This window comes from Streptomyces sp. AM 4-1-1 (genome assembly GCF_029167625.1).
In the GTDB taxonomy this organism is placed as follows: domain Bacteria; phylum Actinomycetota; class Actinomycetes; order Streptomycetales; family Streptomycetaceae; genus Streptomyces.
The window spans coordinates 5,068,334-5,085,571 of record NZ_CP119145.1 but is presented as its reverse complement, the minus strand read 5'-3'; the positions used below and the strand labels follow the sequence as shown (position 1 = coordinate 5,085,571).

Annotated in this window: 8 protein-coding genes; 4 read left to right on the top strand and 4 right to left on the bottom strand. The window is 72.9% G+C overall.

Annotation, left to right across the window (positions count from 1 at the left end; genetic code table 11):
* Positions 1-21: 21 nt before the first annotated feature.
* Both PZB75_RS21665 and PZB75_RS21660 read right to left on the bottom strand, forming a co-directional pair.
* A complete protein-coding gene (locus tag PZB75_RS21665) occupies positions 22-1,416 on the bottom strand; it encodes a dipeptidase (RefSeq protein WP_275536959.1) in 1,395 nt (464 codons plus the stop codon).
* Between the two features lie 9 nt (positions 1,417-1,425).
* The gene (locus PZB75_RS21660) at positions 1,426-5,103 is read right to left on the bottom strand and encodes a UvrD-helicase domain-containing protein (protein ID WP_275536958.1); all 3,678 of its coding nucleotides are present in this window, start codon (positions 5,101-5,103) and stop codon (positions 1,426-1,428) included.
* Positions 5,104-5,345: 242 nt separating this feature from the next.
* Between PZB75_RS21660 and PZB75_RS21655 the strand changes: the two genes are divergently transcribed.
* Positions 5,346-6,311, top strand: coding sequence for an SAM-dependent methyltransferase (locus PZB75_RS21655; protein WP_275536957.1), 966 nt, complete (start codon positions 5,346-5,348; stop codon positions 6,309-6,311).
* A gap of 51 nt (positions 6,312-6,362) precedes the next feature.
* On the opposite strand, the gene PZB75_RS21650 is transcribed toward PZB75_RS21655, so the two are convergent.
* Positions 6,363-10,094, bottom strand: a complete 3,732-nt coding sequence (locus PZB75_RS21650; RefSeq protein ID WP_275536956.1) for a UvrD-helicase domain-containing protein — start codon at positions 10,092-10,094, stop codon at positions 6,363-6,365.
* Positions 10,095-10,228: 134 nt separating this feature from the next.
* Positions 10,229-10,756 carry an MGMT family protein gene (locus PZB75_RS21645; protein ID WP_343286253.1) on the bottom strand — a complete coding sequence of 176 codons (528 nt, stop codon included), beginning with the start codon at positions 10,754-10,756 and terminating at the stop codon, positions 10,229-10,231.
* Between the two features lie 222 nt (positions 10,757-10,978).
* Here PZB75_RS21645 and PZB75_RS21640 point away from each other — a divergent pair, with 222 nt between their 5' ends.
* The 3 genes from PZB75_RS21640 to PZB75_RS21630 all read left to right on the top strand — a co-directional run bounded on the left by PZB75_RS21640 (position 10,979) and on the right by PZB75_RS21630 (position 17,236).
* Entirely contained in the window at positions 10,979-13,798 is a 2,820-nt protein-coding gene (locus PZB75_RS21640; RefSeq protein ID WP_275536954.1) for a lysylphosphatidylglycerol synthase transmembrane domain-containing protein, read from the top strand.
* Positions 13,799-13,990: 192 nt separating this feature from the next.
* On the top strand, positions 13,991-15,589 hold the full coding sequence (locus PZB75_RS21635) for an alpha/beta hydrolase (RefSeq protein ID WP_275536953.1): 1,599 nt from the start codon (positions 13,991-13,993) through the stop codon (positions 15,587-15,589).
* 72 nt (positions 15,590-15,661) lie between these two features.
* Positions 15,662-17,236, top strand: a complete 1,575-nt coding sequence (locus tag PZB75_RS21630) for an alpha/beta hydrolase (RefSeq protein ID WP_275536952.1) — start codon at positions 15,662-15,664, stop codon at positions 17,234-17,236.
* Positions 17,237-17,238: the final 2 nt, after the last annotated feature.

Sequence of the window (17,238 nt, the reverse complement as noted above, 5' to 3'; positions counted from 1 at the left end):
ACGGTTCGGGTGTTCGAGAATTCAGCGGAGTGCCGCGGCCAGCTCGCCCCACAGATGGGCGGTGGTCTCCACGCCCTTCATGAGCAGGCCGATCTCGACCTTCTCGTCGGGGGCGTGCCAGCCGTCGGACGGTACGGAGATGCCCAGGAAGAGGACAGGTGCGCCGAGCACGTCCTGGAGATCGGCGGCGGGGCCGGAACCGCCCTCCCTGGTGAAGAGGATCTTCCGGTCGAAGACGCGCCCCATGGCGCGGGCCACCGCCTGGAGCGCGGGGTGGTCGAGCGGGGTCAGACAGGGCCGGGTGGCGGCGGAGAAGGTGATCCGGTGGCGGATTCCCGCCGGGACCCGGTCCTCGGCCCATCGGAGGACCGACCGTTCGATGTGCTCCGGGTCCTGGCCCGCGACCAGCCGGAAGCTCAGCTTCAGCACGGCGGAGGACGGGACGATCGTCTTGCTGCCCGGTCCCTGGTAGCCGCCGCCGATGCCGTTGACCTCGGCGGTGGGACGGGCCCAGACGCGTTCGAGCGTGGTGTGGCCGGCCTCGCCCGCCGTGGCGTGCGACCTGGCCGTACGCAGCCAGGCCGCCTCGTCGAACGGCAGCTCGGCGAAGAGCGCCCGCTCGGCGTCGGTGAGTTCGGCCACACCGTCGTAGAAACCGGGTATCGCCACCCGCTCGTCCGCGTCGTGCATCGCGGCGACGAGCCGGGCCGCGGCCGTCGCCGGGTTGGGAACCGCGCCGCCGAACGAACCGGAGTGGATGTCCTGATCGGGGCCGTACAGCTCGATCTCGCACTCGGCGAGACCGCGCATCCCGGTGCAGACCGTGGGGGTCGTCTCGTCCCACATGCCGGTGTCGGAGACGATCACGGCATCGGCGGCGAGCCTGGCGGCCCGCTCCTCGACGAGGGCCCGGAAGTGCGGGGAACCCGACTCCTCCTCGCCCTCGATCAGAAGCTTGAGGTGCACGGCCGGAGCGGTACGGCCGGTGACGGCGAGGTGCGCGCGGACGCCGAGGGTGTGGAAGAACACCTGCCCCTTGTCGTCGGCGGCGCCCCGCCCGTACATCCGGCCGTCACGGATCACCGGCTCGAACGGGTCGGTGGCCCAGCCGTCCTCACGGGCCGCGGGCTGCACGTCGTGGTGACCGTACACAAGGACCGTCGGCGCCCCCGGGTCGTCGGACGGCCACTCGGCGAACACCGCGGGAGCGCCCGGGGTGTCCCAGATCTCGGTGACGGGGAACCCGGTCTCCTTCAGCTTGCCGGAGAGCCATTCGGCGCTGCGCCGTACGTCTCCGTCGTGCTCCGGCTGGGCCGAGACGGACGGAATGCGCAGCCATTCGGCGAGGTCGTCCAGGAAGGCTGCGCGGTGCTGCTCCACGTACGTACGGACGACGCTGTCCGGGGTCTCACTCATGCTTCGAGCCTATCGGCCCCGGCGGGGTGGCTCGTCCAGCAGAAGCCGCTCCAGCTCCGCCCGCCCCGGCAGCCGTGCGGGGCGGACGGTCTCGCCGCTGCGTACGTACACGAACGTTGCCGTGACGGCGTCGACGGGCACCGCGTGCAGCTCGGCCCAGGCGAGCCGGTAGACGGCGAGCTGGAGCGGATCGGCGGTCTGCTCGCGGCCGGTCTTCCAGTCGACGATCTCGTACGCCTCCCCGGTGCGGTACACCGCGTCGATCCTGCCCCGGACCACCCGGCCCGCGAGGGTGATCTGGAAGGGCGCCTCGACGCGGTACGGGGTACGGCGGGCGTACGGGGTCCGCTCGAACGCCTCCTTGAGCGCCGCCAGATCGCGTTCGTCGGCGATCTCGGTGTCGGTGCCGTCACCTCCGGGGAGCTCGTCCGGTCCGAGCATGGGCAGCGGCAGTTCGTCGAAGCGGGACTCCACCCAGGCATGGAAACGGGTGCCGCGACGGGCCGCCCGCTGCGGCGGGCGTGGCATGGGGCGGGCCAGCTCCTGGGCGAAGGCGTCGGGGTCCTCGGCCAGGCGCAGCAGCTGGGTCGCGGAGAGCGCGGCGGGGACGACGACGTCACGCACGGTGGCGCGGGCGCGGCGCAGCTCGCCGGTGAGGGCGTCGAGGTCGCGGTCCCAGGAGGCGAGGGTGCGGATCTCCTCCGGGGCGAGATCGTCTGGGAGCGGAGACGGGGGCGGAGACGGGAGCGAGGCCGGGGCCGGGATCTGGGCCTCGGGCTCGCGGTCCTGAGGGTCGTGCCGGGCCCCGGGGTTCTGGGCTCCGAGGTCCTGAGGGTCATGCTGGGCCCCGGCCTCCCGGGGGTCGTGCGGCTCCTGGGCCTCAGGGTCCTGGGCGTCGTGCGGTTCCGACGGCTGAGGCTGCCGGGGCTGGTGGGACTGGTGGGGCTGGCTGGGGCGAATCCGGTGCGGAGGCACGTCCCGCCGCGACTGGTGCGGGACGGCTGTGGCTGTGGCTGTGGCTGTGGCTGTGGCTGTGGCTGTGGCTGTGGCTGTGGCTGTGGTCAGGGTGTCCAGGTGGGCCAGCACCGTGTCACGGGCCTCGCGGCGCCTGGCGAGGGCGGTCTCGTCCAGCGGGAGCGGCCAGGCGTGATCGGCCGCCGACTCGCCGAGGGCGGGGTTCTCCTCGTCCTCGGCGGGTTCGTCCGCCCATGCCTCCACCTCGCCGTACCCGGCCGCGCAGTGCTCGTACAGCGCCCGGAGGAAGTCGGAGGGCCCACGGGTCCTCTTCTGGGAGGGGCCCCACCAGTGGCCGGACCCGAACAGCATGGTGCGGGGCCGGGTGAAGGTGACGTAACCGAGACGCAGCTCCTCGATGTGCTGGTGCTCCTTCATGTCCTCCTTGAAGCCCTTGAGGCCCTTGGCGTCCCAGGAGTGGACGACGGGAAGCGTGTCCGCGTCGCCGCGCAGGGCGTGCGGGAGGACCTTCGACTGGGAGGTCCAGGCGTCCCGGGACTGGCCGCTCGGGAACTGTCCGACGACCAGTCCGGGCACGGCGACGACGTCCCACTCCAGGCCCTTGGACTTGTGGGCGGTGAGCACCTTGACGGTGTTCTCCCCGCCGGGCAGCGCGTTGTCCAGCCCCTTCTCGTACTGCGCGGCGGTGCGCAGGAAGCCGAGGAACGCGAGGAGCGTGGCCTCGCCGTCGACGGCCGCGAAACCGGCCGCGACATCGAGGAAGTTGGCGAGGGTCTCGCGGCGGCGGGCGGCGAGGGCGTGCGGCGACGCGGACAGTTCGACCTCAAGGCCGGTGGTGGCGAGAACCCGGTGCAGCACGTCCATGAGCGGGTCGGCGAGGGACCGGCGCAGATCGCGGAGTTCGGTGGCGAGACGGGCGAAGCGGACGCGGGCCTCCGTGGAGAACGGCAGCCCGTCGTCCTCGGCGCCGCCCGCCTCCAGGAAGGTGTCGAGGGCGTCCGCGAGCGAGATCACCTCGGCCGGGTCGACACCTTCGACGGCCTCGGCGAGCCGGCGGTCGGGGTCGAAGTCCTCGTCGTCGCCGTGGGAGCCCCGGTGGACGAGCAGGCGTGCCCTGCGGCCCAGGAGGGCGAGATCGCGGGGGCCGATACGCCAGCGCGGGCCGGTGAGGAGCCGGACCAGCGACGCGTTCGCCCCCGGGTCCTGGAGGACGTCGCAGACCGCCACCAGGTCGGCCACCTCGGGTAGGTGCAGCAGCCCGGACAGGCCGACGACCTCGACCGGGACGTCCCGGGCGACAAGGGCTGCCTGGATCTCCGGGAAGTCCCCCGCGGTACGGCACAGGACGGCGATCTCACCGGGCGCCTTCCCGGTCCGTACGAGATGGGCGAGCGAGTCGGCCAGCCACTCGATCTCCTCCGTGTGCGTCCGGAGCAGCGCGCAGCGCACCACGCCGTCGCGTTCGGCGCCGGGAGCGGGGCGCAGGGCCTCGACGCCCTCGTGCATCGCGCGCAGGGGTTCGGCGAGACCGTTGGCGAGATGCAGGAGCCGGCCACCGCTCCGGCGGTTCTCGCTGAGGGAGTGGCGGGTGGCGGGGGTGCCGTCGGCGTGCGGGAAGTGGAGCGGGAAGTCGTCGAGGTTGGCGACGGACGCCCCGCGCCAGCCGTAGATCGCCTGGCAGGGGTCGCCCACGGCGGTGACCGCGTGTCCGGTGGGTTCGGTGGGGCGAGGCTCAGGAGCGGAGGCGGAGGGGGCGGACGGGCCGGAGGCGGCGGCGGCCGCCGTCATGGATCTCCCGTCCGGGTCCGCCCCTCCGCCTCCGGACGGCCCCGGTGCCGGGGCGCGGCCGAAGAGGGCCGAGAGCAGAAGGCGCTGGGCGACGGACGTGTCCTGGTATTCGTCGAGCAGCACCACCCGGAACTCGTCACGCAGGATCGCGCCGACCTCCGGCCGGGTGAGGGCCAGCTCGGCGGAGAGCGCGATCTGGTCACCGAAGTCGAGGAGGTCACGGCTCCGCTTCGCCTCTCGGTACCGCCGGGTCAGATCGAGGAGTTCGCGGCGGGCGCCGGCGGTCTCCGGGATCTTGCGGAGCTCGGCGTTGGTGAGCTTCGCCGTCTCCAGCGTGCGGAGCAGATCGGTGTCGTACGCCGCGAGCCGTTCGGGCCGGACGAGGTGCTCGGCCAGCTCGGCGTCGAGCGCCAGCAGATCACTGACCAGGGTGGGGAACGATCTGGTCAGTGCCGGGTAGGGGCCGGGGGCCTCGCGGAGCACCCGGGCGGCGAGCTGGTAGCGGGTGGCGTCGGCGAGGAGGCGGGTGGTGGGTTCCAGCCCTATGCGCAGGCCGTGTTCGCTCAGCAGCCGGCCGGCGAAGGCGTGGTACGTGGAAATACTGGGTTCGCCCGGGGGGTGGTCCGGGTCGATGGTGTCGGGATCGGTGACCCCGGCCGCGACGAGCGCCTTGCGGACGCGCTCGGCCAGCTCGCCCGCGGCCTTGTTGGTGAACGTCAGACCGAGGACCTGTTCGGGCGCGACCTGTCCGGTCCCGACCAGCCAGACCACCCGCGCCGCCATCACGGTGGTCTTTCCGGACCCGGCTCCGGCCACGATCACCTGCGGGGCGGGCGGCGCCGTGATGCAAGCCGTCTGCTCCGGGGTGAAGGGGACCCTGAGGAGTTCCTTCAACTGCTCGGGGTCGGTGATACGTGAGGCCACGCAACAGAGGCTAACCGTGCCCACTGACAATGCCCGACGGCACAGGCAGTGGGGCAGGGCGGGGCACCTGCCCCCCCCATGGCCGGGGTGTCCGGAAGGGGCGACTCCCCGCGTTCCAGCACCGCTCCCGGCATCAGTGGCCCGGAAGTACCTCGTCCGAGGTGCCCGCCCGTCGTAGGTTGATCGGTGATCACACCGAGTTGACCGATGATCACATCACTCAGTCTTTCGAGGACGACCCCATGAGCCCTACCGCCCCCGTCCCCGCCCCCGGCTCGCCCTCCGGCCCCCGTTCCGCCCGGAATTCCGCCCCCGTTCCCGCCCCCGTCCCCGCCGGGTCGAGGCGGCGCATCGACACGTCGAAGGCCCACCCGGCCCGGGTCTACGACGTCTTCCTCGGCGGCAAGGACAACTATCCGGCCGATCGGGACGCCGCTGCCGCCGCGCTCACTGCCAACCCGCGCGGGCACCTCGACGTCCGGCACAACCGCGACTTCATGCGCCGCGCGGTGAAGCTCGCCGCCGAAGCCGGAATCCGGCAGTTCCTGGACATCGGCACCGGCCTGCCCACCCAGCAGAACGTCCACGAGATCGCCCAGCGCATCGCCCCGGACACCCGGGTCGTCTACGTGGACAACGACCCCGTGGTCCTGGTCCACGCGCAGGCGCTGCTCACCAGCGGCCCCGAAGGGCGCACCGACTACGTCGAGGCCGACCTCCGCGATCCCGCCGCCATCCTCACCGAGGCCCGCCGCACCCTCGACTTCGACCGGCCCGTGGCCCTCGTACTCGCCGCCGTCCTCCACTTCATCGAGGACGACGAGGCGTACGGCATCGTCGAACAACTCCTCGGCGCCCTTCCCAGCGGCAGCCACCTCGTCCTCAGCCACCTCAGCGCCGACATGAACCCGGTGCCGATCGGAAAGGTCGCGGACACCTTCCGGAAGCGCGGGTTCTCCTTCGTACTGCGTCCGCGTGCCGCGATCGAGCGGTTCGTGACCGGCAACGGTCTGGAACCGCTGGCGCCCGGCGTCGTCGCCGTGCACCGCTGGCGGCCCGATCATGTGCCGGACACGGCCAGGACCGAGGCACCGGACGCGACGTTCGTGGCAGGTCTGGAGGAGCTGGACCGGACTCGTTACGCGGACATCGGCGAGGTCACGGACCGGGACATCAACGTGTACGCAGTCGTGGCCCGCAAGCCCTGACGCGTTCCCCGGTACGCACACACCCACCCGCTCGGTGCGGCCGCCGGCGCCTCACTCCAGGATCTGCCGGCCTTCCGGCTGGGCGCTGCACGAGGCACGGAACGCGCACTGGGCGCACTGCCGGCCGGTGGTGGGGGTGAACCGTTCGTCCAGGACCCGCCCGGCCGCCGTGGCCAGCAGGTCGGAGACCCAGTCGCCCGCCTCACCGTCCGGACCGCCGGAACCCGCCGGCTCCCCGTCCGGTCCGCCGGGACCCATCGGCAGAGGCTCCTGCGCCTGGACCTTGGGCAGGGTTTCGTGGCCCTTCCTCGTGGAGGCGGGCTGGCGCAGATGTACGAGTTCGGCGCCGCCCGGCACGGGGCGCCGACCGTCGAGTACGTCGTCGACGGCTCCTTCCCGGACGGCCAGCTGGTACACGGCCAGCTGAGGGTGACGGGCCACCTCGTCCTTGGTCGGCACCTGTTTGCCGGTCTTGAAGTCGACGACGTACGCCCGGCCGTCGGCGTCCGTCTCGACGCGGTCCATGGAGCCCCTGATCCGTACCTCGTACTCCCCCGCTCCGAGCGTCACGTCGAAGTCGTGCTCGCTGGCGACGGTGGCCCGGCCCGCGCGGTCCATGACGTGCCAGCGCAGGAAGCGTTCCAGGGCGACGCGGGCGTTCTCCTTCTCCTGCTGGGACTTCCAGGGCGCGTCGAAGGCGAGGCCGTCCCAGACCGAGTCGAGGCGTGCCATCAGAACGTCCAGGTCCGCGGGGGTACGGCCGGAGGCGACCTCGTCGGCGAGTACGTGCACCACGTTGCCGAACCCCTGCGCGGCCGTCGCCGGGGCGTCGGCCTTCACCTCGCGTCCGAGGAACCACTGCAACGCGCAGGCGTTGGCGAGCTGGTCGAGCGCGCTGCCGGACAGCGCGACGGGGTGGTCGCGGTCGCGCAGCGGCACCTGTGAACGGGTCGGCTCGAACAGACCCCACCAGCGGTCGGGATGGGCGGCCGGGACGAGTGGCTGGCCCTCCTCGTCGGTGAGGGCGGCCAGGACGGCGAGGCGGTGGGCGGCGGCCTCGCGCAGGGCGTCGGAGACGGCTGGATCGACGGTGGTGGCGCGCAGCTCGGCGACGAGCGAGGCGACCGCGAGGGGGCGCCGGGGGCGTCCGGTGACATCGCGCGGCTCGACACCCAGCTCGGTGAGGAAGCGGGACGGCTGGTCCCCGTCGTCGGCGGGCGCCTTGACGGCGGTGACGACGAGGCGTTCCCGGGCCCGGGTAGCGGCGACGTAGAAGAGCCGGCGCTCCTCCGCGAGGAGGGCGCCGGGGGTGAGCGGTTCGGCGAGACCGTCCCTGCCGATCCGGTCCGCTTCCAGGAGCGAACCGCGGCGGCGCAGGTCCGGCCACAGTCCCTCCTGCACGCCCGCGACGACGACCAGTCGCCACTCCAGGCCCTTCGACCGGTGCGCGGTCATCAGCCGTACGGCGTCGGGGCGCACCGCGCGCTTCGAGAGCGTGTCGGCGGCGATGTCCTGGGCGTCGACCTCTTCGAGGAAGTTGAGGGCCCCGCGTCCGCCGGTCCGCTCCTCCGCGCGGGCGGCGGCGTCGAAGAGCGCGCAGACGGCGTCGAGGTCGCGGTCGGCGTTGCGCCCGCCGGCGCCGCCGCGCAGCGCGGCGCGTTCGAGCCTCCCCGGCCAGGGGGTGCCGGACCAGAGTTCCCACAGGGCTTCTTCGGCGGTGCCACCGCCTTCGAGGAGTTCACGGGCCTTGCGCAGGAGCGCACCGAGCCGCTGTGCGCCCCGGGCGTACGCGGGATCGTGGGTGACGAGACGTTCCGGTTCGGCGAGCGCGCGGGCCAGCAGTTCGCCCGAGGGCGGGGGTACGCGGTTCCCGGCGGCGCGCTCCTCGTCCCTGAGCGCCCGGCCCAGACGGCGCAGATCCGCGGCGTCCATGCCGCCGAGCGGGGAGGTGAGGAGGGTGTGAGCGGTCTCGGTGTCGAGCCAGGAGGCCACCACTGCGGGGAGGGGGGCCGGGGACTCCGGAGGGAGTGAAACCAGGGACTCCGGAGTGCCGGGGGTCGCCGGAGTGCCGGCGGGCTCGGGGTTCTCGGCGGTCTCCGGTTCCGGCTGCGGTTCCGGCACATCTCCGCCCGGTTCCGTAGCCTCCCCGCCCGGTTCCGTAGCCTCCCCGCCCGGTTCCGGAGCCTCCCCGGCCGTTCCCGGAGCCTCCCCGGCCGTTCCCGGAGCGCCACCGTCCCTGTCCAGCACATTCCCGTCCAGGCCCGGCGCATCCGCGCCCGCATCCGCGTCCCCGTCCCCGTCCGGGCCCGGCGTGCGCCGCTTCGGCCGCAGGGCCGCCGTCGCCACCGTGCGGAGCGCGGTCAGCAGCGGGGCGACCGCCGGTTCGTGGCGCAGGGGCAGATCCTCGCCGTCCACTTCCAGAGGCACGCCGGCGGAGGTGAGCGCACGGCGCACGGCGGGGATCGTGCGCCCCCCGGCGCGTACCAGAACCGCCATCTCGTTCCACGGCACCCCGTCCTCCAGGTGCGCGCGCCGGAGCAGGTCGGCGATGTTCTCCAGCTCGGTGGACGCGGTCGGGTAGGTGTACGCCGACACCCTGCCGCCCTCGCGGACGGCGCCCAGCTCGCGGTGGGCGCGCACCTTGTCCGAGGGCAGACGGGTCAGCGGCATCCGGCGGGTGAGCAGCCGGGTCGCCGCGAGGAGCTGCGCACCGGAGCGGCGGGACGTGGTGAGGACGCCGACCGGGGCCGGTCCGCCATCCGCCCGCCGGAAGGTGTCCGGGAAGTCGAGGATGCCGTTCACGTCGGCGCCGCGGAACGCGTAGATGGACTGGTCCGGGTCGCCGAACGCGATCAGTGTCCTGCCACCGCCAGGCCCGTCCACGGCACCCCCGCCGCTCCGGCGGGAGCCGCCCGCCTCCCCCTGGTTCCCGGCGAGCGCGTGGAGCAGCCGTACCTGCGCCGGGTCCGTGTCCTGGTACTCGTCGACGAACACCGCGTCGTACTGCCCGGCGAGCCGGGCCGCCACCTCGGGCCGCTCCGCGAGCAGCACCGCGCGGTGCACCAGCTCCGCGTAGTCCAGCACCCCCTGGGCGTCCAGCACGTCCAGGTACTCGGCGAGGAACTTCGCGGCGGCGCCCCAGTCGGGCCGGCCGGTGCGGCGGGCGAAGTCCGCGAGGGCGTCCGCACCGAGGCCCAGCTCCCGGCTGCGGGCGAGCACCGCGCGCACCTCGTCGGCGAAACCGCGGGTGGTCAGACAGGCCCGCAGCTCGTCCGGCCAGCGGATGTACGCGCGGCCGTCCCGTTCCAGCTCCAGCTGACCGGCGAGCAGGTCACGGACGGTGACGTCCTGTTCCGGACCCGAGAGCAGCCGCAGTGGATCGGCGAAGAGGTCGGCGTCCTGGTGGGCGCGGACCAGGGCGTAACAGTAGGAGTGGAAGGTGGTGGCCTGCGGGCCGCGTGCGGCGCCGAGCCGCGTCGCCATCCGGTCGCGCAGCTCGACCGCGGCCTTGCGGCTGAAGGTGAGGACCAGGATGCGGGCCGGGTCCGCGCCCCGGGCGACCCGTGCCGCGACCGCTTCGACGAGCGTCGTCGTCTTGCCGGTGCCCGGTCCCGCGAGCACCAGCAGGGGGCCGCCGGCGTGGTCAACCACGGCGTGCTGCGCCGCGTCCAGGAGAGGGGGGTCCACGGAGCCCGGCGGGGTGCGCACCAGTCGGTACGCACCCGGGGTCCGCTGCCGTGCCTGGCGGTGCGGACTGTTCCGGGTGAAAGGGGATGAGCTCACGTGGGTCGCCGGTCCTGGTGGGTGTGCTGGTGATGAGGGGGCGGAGCGTGCCGCGTACCGACGACGCTACGCCGACGGCGCCGAAGCCGTACGGGCCCGGCGCCGTACGCCGTACCGCCGGATGGCCCAGGCTGTCAGATGTGTTTCCTCTCGTTCTTCATCACGGTCTCGTCACTCACCGCGCTGTCGTCACTCACCGGGCTGTCGGCGCTCCGGCGTCCGTCGGCCCCGGTGGTCGCGTGGGGCGCCTCGGGACCGTGTGTCCCCTCGGCACCGTCCCATCGTGCCCGCTTCATGTCGATGCGCGGCAGATGCCCGTCCGCCTGGCGCGACGCCCCGCGCAGCGGTGTGCCCTCCTCGCGGTAGCGGTCCAGCGCGCGCAGCTCGTGCCCCGGCAGCAGCGCGCCGTCCGAGCGGACCACGCGCCACCAGGGCACCGCCCCGCCGTACAGCGCCATGACCCGGCCCACCTGGCGCGGGCCGCCGTCGCCCAGCCACTCCGCGATGTCCCCGTAGGTCATGACCCGGCCGGGCGGGATCAGCTCGCTGACGTCGAGCACCCGTTCCGCGTACTCCGGCAGTTCACCGCCCGAACCGCCCGAACCGCCCGCGCCCGTCCCCGCGTCGTCCGGCCCGCGACTGGCCGTCCGGTCTTCGCTCATCCGATACATACTGCCGTACGTCACCGACACCCGGGACAGGTGCCGTGTCCGCCCGAGTACGGAGTGTGCGGCCGGAAGCAAAGGAGCGTATCTTGCGCATCGCGCACCCGCCCAGCACACCCTGATACCTTCCTCCGTCCACAGGTCGTGCCACCATCATGCGGGCGGTGACCGGTGATACGAGAACACGAAGACCAATCAGAGGCGACGAAGGAGCAGGGCGTGCAGCCACCGAAGGCGGCCGACGCCTCTGATGCCGAGCCGCACCAGAACGGATCGGGCACTTCCGGCACACCCGCGCACGGATCGGACACCACCGGCACCGACCGCACCTCCGGCCCCGGTACCGGTACCGGTCGCCCGAAGGCCGACCCCACCACCGGTCCCGAACACCTGGCGGGCTCCACCCTCGCCGCCACCGAGGACACCTGGGTCGACCGGGTATCCGGGGACGAGCCGCTGCTCCCCGCCCGGGTGCACCGCCCCTCAGACCTGCTGCGGCTGCTCATCGGCGTCCTGGCGATCGTCGTACTGTTCACGGTCGCCGCCTTCGCCCAGGGCACCGCCGCCGGTCTCGAAGAGGACATCAACAACGGCACCGGCCAGGCTCCCGATCTGCTGATCAAGCTCGCCGGGCTCGTGTCGAGCATCGCCGTGCTGCTCGTACCGGTCGCCTTCGCCATCGAGCGCCTGATCAAACGCGACGGCCTGCGGATCGCGGACGGTGTGCTCGCCGCCGTGCTCGCGCACGGCGTCACCCTCGCCACCGACCTCTGGGTCGCCAAATCGGCCCCCGGCACCATCCAGAACGCCCTGACCCAGCCGCAGCCCGGTGACGCCCTCACCGATCCCGTACACGGCTATCTCGCGCCCGTCATCGCCTACATGACCGCCGTCGGCATGGCCAGACGGCCACGGTGGCGGGTCGTGCTCTGGGTGGTGCTGCTGCTCGACGCGTTCGCGATGCTGGTCGGCGGCTACACCACGGCGTTCTCGATCGTCCTGACCGTGCTGATCGGCTGGAGCGTGGCGTACGGCACGCTGTACGCGGTCGGCTCGCCGAACGTCCGGCCGACCGGTCAGCACCTGATGGCCGGTCTGCGCCACGTCGGGTTCCGGCCGGTCAACGCGATGCGCGCCGAGGACCTTCCCGACTCGCCCGACCAGAACGACCGCGGCAGGCGCTACCAGGTCACCCTGGAGGACGGGCCACCGCTCGACGTCACGGTCGTCGACCGTGAACAACAGGCGCAGGGCTTCTTCTACCGGGTGTGGCGCAGACTCACCCTGCGCGGCATCACCCAGAGCCGGTCCATCCAGTCGCTGCGCCAGGCCCTCGAACAGGAAGCGCTCCTCGCGTACGCGGCGATCGCCGCCGGGGCCAACGCCCCCAAGCTGATCGCCACCTCCGAGCTGGGTCCGGACGCCGTCATGCTGGTGTACGAACACATCGGCGGACGCTCCCTCGACGCGCTGACCGACGAGGACATCACCGACGATCTGGTGCGCGGCGCCTGGCGGCAGGTGAAGGCACTCCAGTCGCGACGGATCGCGCACCGCAGACTCACCGGGGACGCGATCCTGGTGGATCGTTCCGGCAAGGTCTTCGTCACCGATCTGCGGGGCGGCGAGATCGCCGCGGGCGATCTGATCCTGCGGATGGACGTCGCCCAGCTCCTCACGACGACCGGTCTGCGGATCGGCCCCGAGCGTGCCGTCGCCGCCGCGCTGAAGGTCCTCGGGCCGGACGCCGTCGCCGACTGTCTGCCGCTGCTCCAGCCGATCGCGCTCAGCCGGTCCACCCGGGCCGCCCTGCGCAGGCTCGCCCGTGAGCGGTCGCAGCGCGAGCGTGAGGCGGTGCTCGACGCCTCGCAGGCCATCAAGCGCGCCAAGGCGGAGGAGTCGGCCCCGGCGGGCTCCACCCTCGCTTCCCGGGGGCCGGACGACGCGATCTCCCGCAAGTCCGTCCGCACCGAGAAACAGGCCGAGAAGCGGGCCATAGACGACGCGCTGGACGAGGCCCGCGAGGAGGACCTGCTCTCCCAGATCCGCCAGCAGGTGCTGCTGATCCGGCCGCAGGCGCCGGTGGAACCCGTCCGGCTCGAACGGATCAAGCCCCGTACCCTCTTCAGTTTCATCGCGGGTGCCATCGCCGCGTACTTCCTGATCTCCCAGGTCACCCAGGCCGACTTCGGCGCCGTCGTCGAACAGGCCGAGTGGGGCTGGGTGGCCGCCGCCGTGGGCTTCTCGGCGCTCAGCTACGTCGCGGCGGCGATGAGCCTGCTGGGCTTCGTGCCGGAGCGGGTGCCCTTCGGCAAGACCGTGCTGGCGCAGGTCGCCGGGTCCTTCGTGAAGATCGTCGCGCCGGCGGCGGTCGGCGGAGTGGCCCTGAACACGCGGTTCCTCCAGCGTTCCGGGGTGCGACCGGGGCTCGCCGTCGCGAGCGTCGGCGCCTCCCAGCTCTTCGGTCTGGGCTGCCACACCCTGCTGCTGGCCGCCTTCGGCTATCTGACCGGGACCGAGAAGACCCCGTCCTCGCTCACCCCGTCCAGGACGGTGATCGCCGGGCTGCTGACGGTGGCGGTGCTGGTGCTGGTGGTGACGGCGGTGCCGTTCCTGCGGAAGTTCGTGGTGACCCGGGTGCGCTCGCTGTTCGCGGGGGTCGTCCCCCGGATGCTCGACGTCGTGCAGCGCCCGCACAAGCTGCTCACCGGCATCGGCGGCATGCTCCTGCTGACCGGGCTCTTCGTGATGTGCCTGGACGCCTCGGTACGGGCGTTCAGCGGACCGGACGTACCGCACCTCAGCTACGCCAGCGTCGCGGTCGTCTTCCTCGCGGGCAACGCCCTGGGCTCGGCCGCGCCGACCCCCGGCGGCATGGGCGCGGTCGAGGGTGCGCTGACACTCGGTCTGATCGCGGTCGGACTGCCGAAGGAGGTCGCGGCACCCGCCGTGCTGCTCTACCGGCTGCTGACCCTGTGGCTGCCGGTCCTGCCCGGCTGGATCTGCTTCAACCACCTGACCCGCAAGGGCGCTCTCTGACCGCGCGACGGCCGCAGGACACCACCGCGGCCGGGACGGCACACGTCCGCACCCGTCAGTGACGCGCGGTCCACACCCGCGGGCCACACGCGCGGGCCGCCGCACCCGCCGGGCAAACCCCCGGCGGGTGCGCGCCACCCACATGGACCGGCGCCCCGCGCGCCCGTGTGCGCCCCGCCGCAGGATGGGCCCATGAGGACCACCCCCGCCGTACGTACCGCTGCCCTCGCCGCCACCGTCGTGCTGCTCCCGCTCGCCGCCTGCTCGGACCCCGGCAGCGGTACGGACCCGGGCCGGCCGCGAACGGCCCCCGCCTCGAACGCCCCCGGCGCCGCGAACGCCGGCTTCCTGGCCGCCCAGAAGCCGCAGTGGAAGCCGTGCGGCGCCCCGGCCGACTCCCAGGGCGGCGGCACCTCCCCGTCCCCGCTGCCCGGCGGCGCGCTCTGGGAGTGCGCGTCGATGCGCGTCCCGCTCGACTACGCGAAGCGCGACGGCGACACCATCGAACTCGCCCTCGTCCGCGCCAAGGCGGCGAACCCCAGGAAGCGGATCGGCTCCCTCGTCTTCAACTTCGGCGGGCCCGGCGCCTCCGGCGTCGCCACCCTGCCCGCGTTCGGCACGGACTACGACGCCCTGCGCACCCGCTACGACCTGGTGAGCTTCGACCCGCGCGGGGTCGGCCGCAGCAAGGGCGTGAAGTGCATGAGCGACAAACAGCTCGACGCCCACTTCGAACAGGACGCCACCCCCGACGACCCCGCCGAGGAGAAGGCCGTCGCCCGGGACATGAAGGCGTACGTGGCGGCGTGCGAGCGGCATTCGGGCACCGAACTCCCCTACGTCGGCACCGAGAACGCCGCCCGCGACCTGGACCTGCTGCGCCAGGTGCTCGGCGACGACAAGCTGAACTACTTCGGCATCTCGTACGGCACCGAACTGGGCGGCGTCTACGCCCACCTGTTCCCGAAGAAGGTCGGCAGGGCGGTCCTCGACGCGGTCGTCGATCCCACCGAGGACAGCGAACAGTCGTCCCTCGCACAGGCCAGGGGCTTCCAGCTCGCCCTCGACAACTTCACCGAGGACTGCGCGCACCGGGGCGACTCCTGCAAGCTCCCCGGCTCCTCGGGGAAGGAGGTCGAGGCATGGATCGCCGATCTCCTCGGCAAGCTGGAGGAGCGGCCGGTCCCGGGGCTCGAAGCCCGTCGGCTGACCCAGACCCAGGCCACCACCGGCATCGCGTCCGCGCTCTACTCCAAGGAGAGCTGGCCGCTGCTCGAACAGGGCCTCGACGAGGCGGACGGCGGCAACGGCGCCCTGCTCCTCGCCCTCGCCGACTCGCTGAACGGCCGCTCCGAGGACGGCCGTTACGACAACTCGCAGGCGGCCAACACCGCGATCAACTGCGCCGACTCCAAACAGCGGTTCACCCTCGAACAGACCAGGGCGAAGCTCCCGGAATTCCGCAAGGCGTCCCCCCTCTTCGGCGACTACCTGGGCTGGGGCCTGATGTCGTGCACCGGCTGGCCGGTAGCGGGCGCCTGGGACACCCCGGACGTCAGCGCGCCGGGCGCCGCCCCCATCCTGGTGATCGGCAACACCGGCGACCCGGCGACCCCGTACAAGGGCGCGAAGGCGATGGCCGACGAACTGGGCAAGGGTGTCGGCGTCGAGATGACGTACAAGGGCGAGGGCCACGGCGCGTACAACAGCGGCAACGCCTGCGTGCAGAAGGCGGTCGGCCGGTATCTGCTCGACGGTGACGTCCCGGTGGCCGGCACGGTCTGTCGGTAGGGGCCACCAGGGAATGGGACAGCCTTTAGCATGGGCCGCTCAGCACAGGTGCCTGGTCAGGGGGACACACACGTGGTCGCACATGTACGCGCGGGAGCGCTGGCCGTCTCGGCGCTGTTGCTGGCGGGGGTCCTCGCGGGCTGCGACAGCGGTACGGGGGAGGGCGCGTCCTCCCCCCGGGCCGGCGCGGAGCGGGGCGCGGGGAGCGGTCCCGACGCCGATCCGCCCACCGGCTCCCCCGGGCTGCCCGCGTCGCTCACCTCCCAGCGGCCGGACTGGCGGCGCTGCGCCGCCCCCGAGCGGGGCGACGCGCCGGACTCCTCCTGGACGTGCGCCTCGGTCAAGGTGCCGCTGGACTACGCCGAGCCGGCCGGCGAGACGATCGGGATCGCGCTGATCCGCAAGAAGGCCCGTGACGAGGACCGCCGGATCGGCTCGATGCTCTTCAACTTCGGCGGTCCCGGCGGTTCGGGCGTCGACACCCTGCCGAACGCCGCGCACCGGTACGGGAAGCTCAACGCCCGCTACGACCTGGTGAGTTTCGACCCGCGCGGGGTCGCCAGGAGCGCCGGGGTCGACTGCCGCACCGACGAGGAGCAGGAGGCCGCCAACCGGACGATCGACATGACCCCGGACACGGCGGCGGAGGAGAAGGCGTTCCTGGCCGATGGTGCGGCCTTCGGCGCGGGCTGCGAGCGTCGCTCGGGCAAGGTGCTGCCGTACGTCGGCACGACGAACGCCGCCCGTGACCTGGACCTGATCCGGCAGGTGCTGGGCGACCGGAGACTGACGTACTTCGGCATCTCGTACGGTACGGAGCTGGGCGGGACATACGCGCACCTCTTCCCGAAGAACGTGGGGCGCGCGGTCCTGGACGCGGTCGTCGATCCGACGGCGGACACGGTGGGCCACGCCCGCAACCAGGCGACCGGCTTCCAGCGGGCACTGGAGAACTACTTCGAGGACCGCGGCCAGGACCCGGCGGCGGGCACCCGGCGGATCGCCGAGCTGCTGGCACGGATGGACCGGCGGCCGCTGCCGACCTCCTCGGGCCGCGAACTCACCGAGTCGCTGGCCATCACCGGCATCGTGATGCCGCTCTACTCCAAGAGCAACTGGCCCTATCTGACCGAGGCGCTGGACGAGGCCGAGCAGCACGGCACGGGAGACGCGCTGCTGCGGCTGGCCGACGCGTACAACGACCGTGACGAGAAGGGGCATTACAGCACCGCCAGCCATGCGCAGCGCGCCATCTCCTGCGCGGACAGCAGGCCCAGGCCGACCGCCGCCGAGGCGCGGGCGCTGCTGCCGGAGTTCCGGAAGGTGTCCCCGGTCTTCGGCCCGTTCCTGGCGTGGGACACGGCGGGCTGGTGTGCGAAGTGGCCGGTCGAGGGCGAGCACACCGATCCCGAGGTGAGCGCGCCCGGCGCGGGCCCGGTCCTGGTCGTCGGCACGACCGGCGATCCCGCGACGCCGTACGAGGGCGCCCGCAAGATGGCCGACGAGCTGGGCGGGGGCGTCGGCGTCCTGATCACCAACAAGGGCGAGGGGCACGGCTCGTACGGTGTGAGCGGGTGTGTGACGTCGACCGTGGACGCGTACTTCCTGGACGGGAAGGTACCGGCGGACGGCACGATCTGTTCATGACC